The organism is Zhihengliuella sp. (genome assembly GCF_031178195.1).
Classification (GTDB): Bacteria; Actinomycetota; Actinomycetes; order Actinomycetales; family Micrococcaceae; genus Zhihengliuella.
On record NZ_JAPSJL010000006.1, the window covers coordinates 68104 to 80137 of the forward strand.

The window sequence follows — 12034 nt, forward strand, 5'->3', positions numbered from 1 at the left end:
CGGACGGCGGGGCCGTGCACCGCAGTCCGCGACCCGCCGTCGGAGGGTCGGGCGTCAGTCGCCCTTGACGTTGATGATCTGCTGCAGGCGGTGCCGCACCCTCACGAGCGACTCGGCGTCGGCCATCACCTGATCGATCGGCTTGTACGCCGCGGGGATCTCGTCGATGAACGCGTCGGTGTCCCGGAACTCGATCCCCTGCATGGCCGCGCGAAGCTGCTCGAGGGTGAACGCCTTGCGTGCCGCCGTCCGCGAGTACTCGCGACCGGCGCCGTGCGGTGACGAGTCCAGGGCCACGGCATTGCCGCGGCCCTCGACGACGTAGGACGCCGTGCCCATCGAGCCCGGGATCAGGCCGAGGTCACCCTCCCGGGCGCGGATGGCCCCCTTGCGGGAGACCCACACCGACTTGCCGAAGTGGTTCTCGCGCTCGGTGAAGTTGTGGTGACAGTTGATCCGCTCCACCTCGTCCACCTCGCCGCCGACCCACTCGCCGAACTGGCGGATGACCCGGTCCATCATCTCCTCGCGGTTGAGGAGGGCGAACCGCTGCGCCCACCGCAGCTCGCGGATGTACGTGTCGAACTCGTCGGTGCCCTCCGCGAGGTAGGCCAGATCCGGATCCTCGAGCCGGATCCAGTACTTCGTCGCGATCTGCTGGGCGACCTTGATGTGCCGCTGGGCGATCTTGTTCCCGACCCCGCGCGAGCCCGAGTGCAGGAAGAGCCAGACCGCGTCTTCCTCGTCGAGGCAGACCTCGATGAAGTGGTTGCCCGAGCCCAGCGACCCGAGCTGCAGCTCCCAGTTCCCCGCGTATCCCGCAGGGTCGAAGCCCGCCTCTGCGGCGAGCCGCGTGAGCTCGTCGATCCGCGGGCGAGCCGTGTCGACCACCCTGCGGTTGTAGTGCCCCGCCGAGAGCGGGATGGCCCGCTCGATCGCCTCGCGGAGCGGGCGGCGCTCCGGCGGGAGCTGGTCAGCCCGGTAACCGGTCTTGACGGCGATCATGCCGCAGCCGATGTCCACTCCCACGGCTGCGGGGATGATGGCACCCAGCGTCGGGATGACCGACCCGACGGTCGCCCCCTTGCCCAGGTGGGCGTCCGGCATGAGGGCCAGGTGCGGGAAGACGAAGGGCAGACGTGATGTGGTCTCGGCCTGCTCGCGAGTCTTGGCGTCCAGAATGGACGCCCAGTTGACGAGTCGGCCGTTGATTCTCTCCATGGATCTACCTATACGCCTCTCCGGCGTACGCGCCCAGAGCGGAACCTCAGTGCTGCTCAGACGCCGGCGTAGGAGTGCAGGCCGCTGAAGTGGATGTTGACGACGGTGAAGTTGAAGATGATGCACGCGTACCCGACGATGCTCAGCCACGCCGAGCGCACGCCCGTCCAGCCCCGGGTCGCGCGGGCGTGCAGGTAGCCGGCGTAGACCACCCAGATCACGAAGCTCCAGACCTCCTTGGGGTCCCATCCCCAGTAGCGGCCCCAGGCGGCCTCGGCCCAGATGGCGCCGGCCATGACAGTGAACGTCCAGAGGACGAAGGACACCGCGTTGATCCGGTAGGCGAAGTTCTCCAGGGCCCCGGCGCTGGGCACCAGGCGCAAGAACGGGAGCCTGTCCTCCCCGCCGGCGGCGAGGCGTGCCTGGCGGCGGTGCTGGAGCAGCTGGACCACGCTGGCGACGAAGGAAATGGTGAACAGCGACGAGGCGAGCACCGCGATCGAGACGTGGATGATGATCCACGGGCTCTGCAGCGCGGGCACCAGGTGGCCCACCGGCGTCGGGAAGCCCATCGTCGCGGCGCACAGCATGACCGTGACGAGCAGCGTCACGAAGACGCCCATGAACCGCAGGTCCTTCCTCAGCAGCGCGATCAGGTAGACCAGCGCCACCAGCAGGGCCCCGGTGCTGAGGAACTCGTACATGTTGCCCCACGGCACGCGGGCGGCGGCGATCGCCCGGGTCACCACGGCGACTGTGTGGATGACAGCGGCGAGCCACGTCAGGACGACGGCGATGCGCGCCAGGTTCCGCTGGCCGGAGGCCGCCGTGTAGGCCATCGACTCGTCCACCAGGACCGGACGGCCTGCGGGCCGCGACGGCGCGGGGCCGCCGACGGTGGCGAGCTGCTCGGCCTCCTCGCGCAGGACCTCCTGCTCGATGGTGCGGATCGTCGCGTTGGACTTCGCCAGATCCCAGGCGAAGACCACCAGCGCCGCCGCGTAGGCGAACGCGGCCAGAAGCATGAACAGGTCGCTGTAGGCGCCCAATTGCTCGTTGATGACCGGCAACATGCGTGTACTCCCTAGTCGTCCGCCCGGCTGCTGCCGGACTCGTGCGGCGTGCTCCACTGCTGCTGGAACAGCGCGCGCAGCTCGGTGGCCTCGTGCTCCAGCCGCGGGTCCTCGCCGCGGGCCAGGAGGCCGTATTCCATGGTAAGCGGGGACGCGGCACCCGTTTCGGCGTCCTCGCGGACCTTGACCCAGACGCGCCGGCGCGGCGTGAACAGCGAGACCGCCAGACCGGTCAGGGCGAGCACGGAGAAGATCAGCACGGGCGTCTTGCCCGGATCGTGGTGGACGTCCAGGCCGACGTAGCGCTTCAGGCCCGTGAAGCTGATGCTGCCCTTGCCCTCCGGCAGCTGGACCGTCTCACCCGGGTTGATGACCAGGCCGCCGGCGTCCAGGGTGCGGCTGTTCAGCTCGGTCAGTGTGTCGGTGTCCAGGACGTAGACGTTCTGCGGCGTGCCCTCGTCCAGGCCGAGGTCCCCGTAGTAGGAGTTCAGCTGGAGCTGCGGCAGGGCCGGCGACGGGTCGAGCGAGACGCCGACGCCGTTGACCTCGCCAGCGGTCGGCAGGAACAGGCCCACGAACCCGAGCTGGTCCGGCTGCGCGTCGGGGACCTTGAGGACCATGAGCGAGGTGAACACCGAGTCCTGCGGCACCGACGGCACGGGCCCCTGGAAGGCGATGTTCCCCTGGCCGTCGCGAACGGTCACCTCGGGCGCGTAGCCGTTGCCGACCAGGTAGACGGAGGCCCCGCCGATCCGCAGGGGGTGGTTGACCCTGAGCTCCTGCTGCTCCCGCTCCCCGCTGGGCTGCTGCGTGGTGACGCTCGCGTCGAACCCGATCTGCTGGCCGAAGGAGCTGGTGGTCTCCCGGTCGTAGGTCACGTCGAAGTCGTCCAGGGTGACGGAGAACGGCTCCAGATCGGTCTCGTCGAAGGCCGTGCCGGGGCTGAAGGAGTCGTAGGAGACGAGCGTGTTGACGAACGACTCCCCCTCTACGAGGATCCGCTGGCCGCTGTACCCGTAGGCGCCGCCGATCGCCACCGACGCGAGGATGCCCACCAGCGAGATGTGGAAGACGAGGTTGCCCACCTCGCGCACATAGCCGCGCTCGGCGCCCACGGAGGCCACGCCGTCGTGCTCGCCGGCGGGACGCTCCTGGACGCGGTAGCCGCGCTTCCTCAGCAGGGCGGCGGCGTCCCGCATGACGGCGTCGCTCCTGCCGCCGTCGTCCGCGACGTCGACGGCGTCGAGCTCGAGCGTCCCGTGCTCCGGGAGCCGGCTCAGCCGGGCCGGGGTGCGGGGCGGGGGCGTGCGCATGGCCTGCCAGTGCTTCTTGGTGCGCGGGAGGATGCAGCCGATCAGCGAGATGAACAGCAGCAGGTAGATCGCGGAGAACCAGACGGACGAGTAGACGTCGAAGAGCTGGAAGCGGTCCAGCCACTCGCCGGCGGCCGGGTCGTTCTCGATGTAGGTGGCGACGGCCTCCGGGTTGGAGTCGCGCTGCGGGAACAGGGATCCCGGGACGGCGGCCACGGCCAGGAGCATGAGGAGGAACAGCGCCGTGCGCATCGAGGTCAACTGGGTCCAGACCCAGCGGACCGTGCCCTTGAAGCCCAGCGCCGGCAGGGCGGCATCGCCGCGCCCGGCCTGGCGGGCACCGACCGGTCCCGCGGCCGGCGCCTCGGCCTTCACGCCGCGGTCGCCGGTTCCGGCGTCGCCCTCGCGCTCGGCCGCGGCGTCATACGCGCCGGTGCCCTCGCCGGGTCGGCCGCCGTCGTCCCGGGCTCCACCGTCCGGGGTCGCCCGGTCCGGGGCGGTGCCGTTGCGTTCGTTGTCCTCAGTCATCAGACGGGCAGCCTCACTTCGTTAGCGAACCAGTTCTGCAGTTCCGCGACCCACAGCCCCCAGACGCCGCTGGCCATCAGGAGGCCGAGCAGCACCAGGAGGCCGCCGCCGAGGAACATGATGGCGCGCTGGCGCTGGCGGAAGAACGCGAGCGCCCCCATGCCGCGGCGCAGGCCGAGCGCGATCAGGAGGAACGGCAGTCCGAGGCCGACGCAGTAGGCGAAGGTCAGGAGCGCACCCTTCCCGACGTCGGGATCCGGGCCGGAGCTCATCGCCAGGACGGCGGCCAGGGTGGGGCCGATGCAGGGCGCCCAGCCGAGCCCGAACACGAATCCGAGCACCGGCGCGCCCCACAGGCCCGCCGGCGGCCGGTAGTGCACCTTCCGCTCCCGCTGGAACCAGCCCAGCCCGCCCATGAAGACGACGCCCATGAGGATCACGACGACGCCCAGCGCCTGGGTGACCCAGGCTCCCTGGAACCGCAGCCAGATGGAGACCTGGGCGAAGAGCACGCCGGCCAGCATGAAGACGACCGTGAACCCCAGGACGAACAGGGCGATGCCCGTGACCACGCGGCCGCGGCGCTGCTCGGCCAGGTCGGCCCCGGTCAGCCCGGTCACGTAGCCCAGGTACCCCGGCACGAGCGGGAGCACGCACGGGGAGAGGAAGGAGACGAGCCCGGCCAGCACCGCGACGGGCACGGCGAGCAGGAGCGAGCCGTCCTGGACGATCTCGGCGAAGGGGTTCACGCCGTCTCGCCGAGCCGGTCTTCGATGAGCGCCTCGAGCGTCGACTTCTCCGCGACGCCGAGGATGCGGGCGGCGACCCGGCCCTGCTTGTCCAGCACGAGGGTGGTGGGGACGGCCTGCGGATTCACGTACTGGCTCAGGGAGAGCAGGATCTCGCCCTGCGGATCCGGGGCGGAGGGGTAGGGGATCTCGAAGGTCCGCTCGAAGGCCGCCGCGGTGGCCTCCTGGTCCCGGACGTTGATGCCGACGAACTCGACGCCCTGGTCCGCGTAGCCGTGGGCGAGTTCGACCAGGTGCGGGGCCTCGACGCGGCAGGGGGCGCAGGCGGCGTACCAGAAGTTGAGGATTGTCACCTGGCCGGTCCAGTCGGAGGAGTCCAGGGCCGAGCCGTCGTAGAACGTCCCGGTCACCCGGACCGGCTCGCCGCGGTCGGCCGGGTCGTAGACCTGCACCGAGCCGTCGCCGGCAATGAAGTTCTTGCCGCTGCCGGAGCCCGCCTGCTGGGCCAGCGGATCCTCGGCGGGGCCGCAGGCCGCCAGCGGGACGACTGCGGCCAGGGCGACGGCCGTGCGCAGGAGGGCACGGCGGCTCGGCCGACCGGGCGACGTCGGGCCGGACTGCGGTGCGGTCGGGACGATGTGGTTCATCAGTGGGCTTTCCATGGCGGTGCTGGGGGTCGGGAGCGGGGCTGGGCCTGAGCCCGCTGCGGCACGGATCAGGCGCCGGGCAGGTTGGCGGCGTCCGCCAGCAGGTCGGCGCACGGCTCCGCGTACCGGACGCCGACCAGCCGGTCGCCCTCGAAGTCCAGGCTCGTGATCGAGGCGAGCGAGCACTCGCGGCGGCGCGGGTCGTGCCAGAGGCGGCGGTTCTCGGCGGCCAGGCGCGTCACCCAAATGGGGAGCTGGTGCGCCACCAGAATGGTCTCCGCACCCTCGCCGCCGAGCTCGACGGCGCGGCCGCGGTGATCCTGCACGGCTTCCATGACGCGGGCCACCTGGTCCCGGTAGGGCTCGCCCCACGAGGGCCGGCAGGGATTGGCCAGCAGCGGCCAGATCCGCGGGTTCCGGAGCTGCTCCTTGATCCGCGACATGCCCTCGAACCGGTTCTCGGCCTCGATGATCCGGGGCTCCTCCCCCAGCTCGAGGCCGAGGGCCTGGGCCGTCGGACGGGCCGTCTCCTGCGCGCGCAGCAGCGGCGAGGCGGCGATGCCGACGATCTTCGCACCGGCATCGCGCTGGGCGACGAAGTGCTCGGCCACGCGCTCTGCCATCCGGTGGCCGAGCTCGGAGAGGTGGTAGCCCGGCAGGCGGCCGTAGAGCACGCGATCGGGATTGTGCACCTCTCCATGGCGCAGGAGGTGGACGGTTGCTTGGGCCATGGGCCTCATTCTCTCATTCGCGGACGCGGTCCGCGTAACAGGGCGGGCACCGCCACAGGGTTGCAGCAGCGCCTCTCCCGCCGCCCGCGCAGCGGATCCGCAGGACTTCGACAATTCGTAGAAATCATACCGGCAAACCCTTGGCGCGAGATGGGAACGCCCACCCCGGCCGGGCGGGGCACGCCGGCCGCGCAGGCGGGCGCCCCTCAAGAAATCCTCCCGCCGGCTGGTTATATGCAAATGCATGTAATACAGTGGGGGCAACGGCGGCCACGAGGCCTCCGCCGAACACCCAGGGCGTCGGCCACACGGCGGGGCCCGCACCCGGAGCAAGGAGAGAGACGCATGGCAATCGCAGCAGACATCACGGCAGGCACCTGGACCATCGACAACTCGCACTCGGAGGTCGGGTTCTCGGTCCGGCACGCCGGCATCAGCAAGGTCCGCGGCCGCTTCAGCGACGTGGAGGGCACCCTCGTGGTCGGCGAGGACGTCGCCGACTCCACCCTGGAGGCCGTCGTCCAGATCGACTCCGTCGACACCGGCGACGCCAACCGTGACGGCCACCTGAAGGGCGAGGACTTCTTCGACGCGGAGAAGTTCCCCACCATGACCTTCGCCGGCAGGGACCTGAAGGGCTCAGGCAGCGAGTTCACGCTCGTCGGCGACCTGACCATCCGCGGCAACACCCAGCCGATCGAGCTGGACGTGGAGTTCCACGGCACGGCCGTCGACCCGTTCGGCACGACCCGCGCCGGGTTCGAGGCCACCGCGGTCATCAGCCGCAAGGAGTTCGGCCTGACCTGGAACGCGGCCCTCGAGGCCGGCGGCGTCCTGGTCGGCGACAAGGTCACCATCGTCCTGGACCTCTCCTTCGTGAAGGCCGACTGATCCAGTCGCCTCCCACGGGGCCGCGCCAGTCCTGACGACACGGCCCACCCATGACGACGGCGCCCGATGCCTCTCCTGCGGGAGGCACCGGGCGCCGTCGTGCTGCGGGGGCCCGGAAGCGCCGCGCGAGCACTAGTCTGGAGGCAGACCCGAACCCACGCATATGGAGGAACCATGAGCACCACCGGAAGCGGCGGATTCAACTCGCCGGACGAACCGCCGCGCTACGGCATCCGCGTCCCCCGGGACGGCAACGGCGGCGACTCCTCCGGCCGGAACGACGGCGACCAGGGCTCGCAGGAGCCGCGGGGCCACCGCGATCAGAACGACCCGCAGAGCGGCCAGCAGAGCCCGGGCCAGTACCCGCCGCCGCCCCCTGCGGCCTACGGCCAGCCGGGCCAGCAGGGCGGCTACGGCCAGGGGCAGCCGGGTGGCTACGGCCAGCCCGCCCCGGGGCAGGCACCCTACGGCCAGCACGGTTATGGACAGCAGGGACCGGGGCAGCCGTACAACTACCCGCAGCCGGGCTACGGCCTGCAGCCGCCGCAGGCGCCGGCCGAGCCACCGAAGGAGATCAAGACCTCGTTCGGCCTCATCATCGCCGCCGGCGTCCTCTCCCTGATCAGCGGCATCATGCTGCTGATCCTGCCCAACCGCGTCCTCGCGAGCCAGATGGACGACGTGATCGCCCAGGATCCGATGCTCGCCGAGCAGATGGAGCTGGCCGGACTGGACATGGACGCGCTGCTCACCATGGTCAAGACCACCGGTTTCGTCTTCATCCTCATCGGTGTGGGCATCTACGCGCTGATCGCGTTCTTCATCCGCAAGGGAAGCAACGGCGCCCGGATCACGGGCACGGTGCTCGCGGCGATCTCCCTGCTCAACCTCTTCAGCGCCGACCTGCTCTCGATCGCGACCACGCTGCTGGGCGTCGCCGGCATCGTCTTCGCCTGGCTGCGCCCGGCGTCGGACTACATCCGCGCCACCCGCGACGCCAAGCGCTGGCGCCGCTGAGCCGCCGCTGACCCCGCCGACCCGGCCGGCCCGTTCCGCCGTGGAGCGAGCCGGCCGGCTCCGTCGAGACGGCCCGGCCCCCTCGCGGCCGAGCGCCTACTCGGACTGCAACGGGGGCACGGCATCCTGATGCCCGACCCCCTGGTGCGCGTAGTAGGCCAGGATCTGCAGCTCGCGGGACATGTCCACCTGGCGGATGTTGACCTCGGCGGGTGCCTGCAGCACCACGGGTGCGAAGTTCAGGATGCTGCGGATCCCCGCGGCGACGAGCTGGTCGCACACGCCCTGCGCCACGGCGCCCGGGACGGCGATGACGGCCATGTTCACCGACTCCGCCGCGACGATGGACTCCAGCTCCGAGGCCGGGCTGACCCGCAGCCCGGCCACGGAGCGGCCGACCTCGGTCGGCGACTGGTCCAGAATGGCCTTGAGCTCGAATCCGTGGCCACGGAAGCCGGAGAAGCCCGCCAGCGCCCGCCCGAGGTTTCCGGCGCCGATGATCGCCATGCGCCACTGCCGCTTCAGACCGAGCGTGGCGCCGATGTGGTCGGCCAGCCCGGGGACGTCGTAGCCGACGCCGCGGCGCCCGAACGAGCCGCCCAACAGTGAGAGGTCCTTGCGCAGGATCGCCGGGTTCGCCCCCGCAGCGCTCGCCAGCGTCTCCGAGGAGACCGTCCGCTGCCCGGCGAGCTGCGCGGCCTCGAGCGCGCGCAGGTAGACCGTGAGCCGCTCCAGGGTCGCTTCGGGGAGGGCTCTCCCGCCGTGCTGCTGCGTATCGCGGTCGGTCACCGGGTGAGGAGCCTCTCCAGTCGCGCCGGGTCGATGACCCAGAAGTCGCGTTGTACCCCGTCGATCATGAGCACGGGGACCTCCTCGGAGAAGCGGGCGGCGAGTTCGGCGTCGTCGTCGATGCTGCGCTCCGCCCACGTGAGGCCCAGCCGGGCGGTGACGGAGTCCACGGTGCTCCGCGCTTCGGCGCAGAGGTGGCATCCGGACCGGGTCAGGAGCACGACCTCGGGTGCGGGAACGTCCGTTGTCATGTTTCCAATGTAGCGCCAGCGCCCCGCTGCGCCGTGCTCGCACGGGCCCTGCGACGGGCCGTGACGCCACCCGGGGTGACTCGTTTCACGGTGTCGATGCACGCGAAGCGGGGCGCCCCTCCGGTCAGGAGGGACGCCCCGCTTCGCTCGCACCCGCGGCTGGACCGCGCGGTGCTACTTCTTGTTGCGGCGCTGGTGGCGGGTCTTGCGAAGCAGCTTGCGGTGCTTCTTCTTCGCCATACGCTTGCGGCGCTTCTTGATAACAGAGCCCATGAATACCTCACTCAATACGTAGTTGCGTCTCACCCGAAGGCACACGAGCGCAACCAACGGACGTTAAACGTTCTCTAACAGATTACCCGCTCCAGAGCGGCCCCCGGACCACGCGTGGGTCCGGGGCCGACGGCTGCACTCAGCCGGTGGCCGAATTCCCGTCGATCTGCGCGCCGCGCAGATACTCGGCGACGGCGTTCTCCGGCACGCGGTAGGACCGTCCGAACCGAACGGCGGGCAGCTCCGCGGAGTGGATCAGGCGGTAGACAGTCATCTTCGAGACCCGCATGACCTCCGCGACCTCCGCCACGGTCATGAAGCGGGCGTCCGCGAAATTCTGACCATCCGCCATACTCACACTCTCCTGCCTTAGCCGACGGACTCCACCGAGTCCCGCGCCACGGCACCCGCCCCGCCATCGGGGACGGTGATTCGCGGCGCACGCGTGATCGGCTCGGAGCCGTGTCATCTCGAGAAGCAACAATAGTGGCCGGTCGGGGTTAAGCGAAACCACCTCCCCTTCCGCACCCCACCGTGACGCCCGCCACGGGCAGGACGGCTCAGTCCGCCAGTGCGGCCCGGGAGCGGTGCGCGACGGCGTCGGCGAGCCGGCCGAGGCCGGCCTCCGTGGCCTCCCATCCCATGCACGCGTCGGTGATCGACTGCCCGGTGACCAACGCCGCCGGATCGTGGGCACCCGGCGTGAACTTCTGAGCCCCGGGGACCAGGAAGCTCTCCGACATGATCCCGGCGATGCCGTCCTCGCCGGCGGCGATGCGCTCCGCCAGATCGTCGAGGACGGCGGCCTGCCGCGTGTGGGACTTCCCCGAGTTCGCGTGGGAGGCGTCCACGATCAGGCGGGGGTTCAGGCCGGCCGCGGCCAGCGTCGCCGAAGCGTCGGCGACGTGGCCTGCGGAGTAGTTGGGTCCGTCCGAGCCGCCGCGGAGGATCAGGTGCACGTCCCGGTTGCCCCGGGTGGAGACCAGGGACGCCCGGCCGTCGTCGTCGATGCCGACGAAGGACTGCTCGGCCGCTGCGGCACCGCACGCGTCGAGGGCGATCTGGAGATCGCCGGCCGTGCCGTTCTTGAATCCGACCGGCATGGACAGCCCGGAGACGAGCTGGCGGTGGATCTGGCTCTCGGTGGTGCGGGCCCCGATGGCGCCCCAGGAGACCAGGTCGGCGACGTACTGCGGCGTGATCGGCTCGAGGAACTCGGTGGCGGTCGGCAGGCCCAGCCCGGCGACCCGCAGGAGGAAGCCGCGGGCGGCGCGCAGGCCCTCGGCGATCCGGTGCGAGCCGTCGAGGCCCGGGTCGTTGATGAGGCCCTTCCAGCCCACCGTGGTGCGCGGCTTCTCGAAGTAGGTCCGCATCACGATCAGGAGCTCTCCGCGGTGCTGCTCGGCGATCCGGGCGAGGCGGGCGGCGTATTCGAGACCTGCGTCGACGTCGTGGATGGAGCACGGGCCGACGATCACGAGGAGGCGAGGGTCGACGCCGTCCAGCACCGCGCGGACCTCGTCGCGGTGGCGCTCGATCTGCGCCTGGAGCCCCGGCCCGGCGGGCAGCTCGGAGCGGAGCTCGGACGGGCTCGGCAACGGGGAGAAGTCCTTGACGCGGACATTGTTCGTGCCCCGGTCCTCCGGGCGGGAACGGTCGGCGGGTGCGGTGGTCTCGGTGGTGATGCTCATGCGGGGGCCTTCCGGGATGGCGGCTCCGCATGGTTCTCACCTGCAGAGCCGGGTATAGAAAAAGGACCTCGGGCGGGTGCCCGGGTCCTGTCGGCTCTGAAGGTCGTTGGATGCGCTAGAAGCGCGAGGGCCCCTCCAGAGCCGACGCAAAATACGCATACCAACGCTTGATCATGCCCAGAAGCGTACACCGGAACGGCAGTCCCCGGCCACGTATGACGCCGCGGCACCCCTCGACGGGATGGGTCGCGCGGAGCACAGGCCCTCCGGGGCGCGACCCGCTCAGCGGCGGCGGCCGATCCGTCCCTGCGGGAACCTGGGCTTCGGCAGACGGTTGAGCAGGTGCTGGGCCCGGTCCGCGACCTGCTCGACGGTCGCGCCGACGGCCCGCCCGAACTCCTTGGGCTGCCCCTCCCGCACGACCTGCCCGTCCCGGGCGGGCTGGCCGGCCGGCGCCGTCTCGCCGGACGCGGGCGGGGCACCGACCGTCTCCGCGATCCGAGCGGCGCGGGCGGATTCCCCGGAGGCACCCGCCGGATGGACCGTCGGCCGGAGGACGGAGGGCGTGCGGCCGGCCGTGGCGGCCAGCTCGGCGAACGGCGTGAACCATTCGGCAGCGGCCACCAGGCCGGCGACCTCCACCCCGTAGTACCGGCGCTGTCCCTCGGCCCGGGTGCTCACCAGCTGCGCCTCGCGGAGGACCTTCAAGTGCTTGGACACGGTGGGCTGGCTGACGCCCAGGCGCTCGACGAGCTCGCCCACGGCCAGGTCGCCGTCGAGGAGCTCCTCGAGGATGCGACGACGCGTCGCGTCGGAGATCACCGGGAACACAGAGTCGAACACCATGGCCATCACCCTAA

Annotated in this window: 14 protein-coding genes; 2 read left to right on the top strand and 12 right to left on the bottom strand. The window is 71.0% G+C overall.

The features are described from left to right. Positions 1-54: 54 nt before the first annotated feature. The 6 genes from RIN46_RS09945 to RIN46_RS09970 form a co-directional block, all read right to left on the bottom strand. Positions 55-1221, bottom strand: coding sequence for an RtcB family protein (locus tag RIN46_RS09945; protein ID WP_309081021.1), 1167 nt, complete (start codon positions 1219-1221; stop codon positions 55-57). 56 nt (positions 1222-1277) lie between these two features. Then, complete coding sequence (gene ccsB / locus RIN46_RS09950) at positions 1278-2291, bottom strand: c-type cytochrome biogenesis protein CcsB (protein ID WP_309081057.1); 1014 nt, start codon at positions 2289-2291, stop codon at positions 1278-1280. Positions 2292-2305: 14 nt separating this feature from the next. Further along, on the bottom strand, positions 2306-4135 hold the full coding sequence (locus RIN46_RS09955) for a cytochrome c biogenesis protein ResB (protein WP_309081020.1): 1830 nt from the start codon (positions 4133-4135) through the stop codon (positions 2306-2308). Beyond that, a complete protein-coding gene (locus RIN46_RS09960) occupies positions 4135-4884 on the bottom strand; it encodes a cytochrome c biogenesis protein CcdA (protein ID WP_309081019.1) in 750 nt (249 codons plus the stop codon). Before RIN46_RS09960 ends, RIN46_RS09955 begins: the two co-directional genes overlap by 1 nt. Then, complete coding sequence (locus RIN46_RS09965; protein WP_309081018.1) at positions 4881-5531, bottom strand: TlpA disulfide reductase family protein; 651 nt, start codon at positions 5529-5531, stop codon at positions 4881-4883. The genes RIN46_RS09960 and RIN46_RS09965 overlap by 4 nt, the downstream gene beginning before the upstream one ends. A gap of 68 nt (positions 5532-5599) precedes the next feature. Further along, positions 5600-6262 carry a histidine phosphatase family protein gene (locus RIN46_RS09970; RefSeq protein WP_309081017.1) on the bottom strand — a complete coding sequence of 221 codons (663 nt, stop codon included), beginning with the start codon at positions 6260-6262 and terminating at the stop codon, positions 5600-5602. 345 nt (positions 6263-6607) lie between these two features. Between RIN46_RS09970 and RIN46_RS09975 the strand changes: the two genes are divergently transcribed. Together RIN46_RS09975 and RIN46_RS09980 are read left to right on the top strand one after the other, a co-directional pair. Continuing rightward, on the top strand, positions 6608-7153 hold the full coding sequence (locus RIN46_RS09975; RefSeq protein WP_309081016.1) for a YceI family protein: 546 nt from the start codon (positions 6608-6610) through the stop codon (positions 7151-7153). Positions 7154-7327: 174 nt separating this feature from the next. Beyond that, on the top strand, positions 7328-8170 hold the full coding sequence (locus RIN46_RS09980; protein WP_309081015.1) for a hypothetical protein: 843 nt from the start codon (positions 7328-7330) through the stop codon (positions 8168-8170). Between the two features lie 96 nt (positions 8171-8266). Here the strand turns inward: RIN46_RS09980 and RIN46_RS09985 are convergent, their stop codons facing one another. The 6 genes from RIN46_RS09985 to RIN46_RS10010 form a co-directional block, all read right to left on the bottom strand. Then, positions 8267-8959, bottom strand: coding sequence for a redox-sensing transcriptional repressor Rex (locus RIN46_RS09985; protein WP_309081014.1), 693 nt, complete (start codon positions 8957-8959; stop codon positions 8267-8269). Then, positions 8956-9210, bottom strand: a complete 255-nt coding sequence (locus RIN46_RS09990) for a glutaredoxin family protein (protein WP_309081013.1) — start codon at positions 9208-9210, stop codon at positions 8956-8958. Before RIN46_RS09990 ends, RIN46_RS09985 begins: the two co-directional genes overlap by 4 nt. 174 nt (positions 9211-9384) lie before the next feature. Continuing rightward, a complete protein-coding gene (locus tag RIN46_RS09995) occupies positions 9385-9483 on the bottom strand; it encodes a 30S ribosomal protein bS22 (protein ID WP_003792170.1) in 99 nt (32 codons plus the stop codon). A gap of 139 nt (positions 9484-9622) precedes the next feature. Continuing rightward, positions 9623-9835 (bottom strand): helix-turn-helix domain-containing protein, encoded by a 213-nt coding sequence (locus RIN46_RS10000; protein ID WP_309081012.1) that lies wholly within the window; start codon positions 9833-9835, stop codon positions 9623-9625. A 208-nt stretch (positions 9836-10043) separates the two neighbouring features. Then, a complete protein-coding gene (locus RIN46_RS10005) occupies positions 10044-11174 on the bottom strand; it encodes a 3-deoxy-7-phosphoheptulonate synthase (protein WP_309081011.1) in 1131 nt (376 codons plus the stop codon). 282 nt (positions 11175-11456) lie between these two features. Further along, positions 11457-12020 (bottom strand): metalloregulator ArsR/SmtB family transcription factor, encoded by a 564-nt coding sequence (locus tag RIN46_RS10010; RefSeq protein ID WP_309081010.1) that lies wholly within the window; start codon positions 12018-12020, stop codon positions 11457-11459. Between the last annotated feature and the right edge of the window lie 14 nt (positions 12021-12034).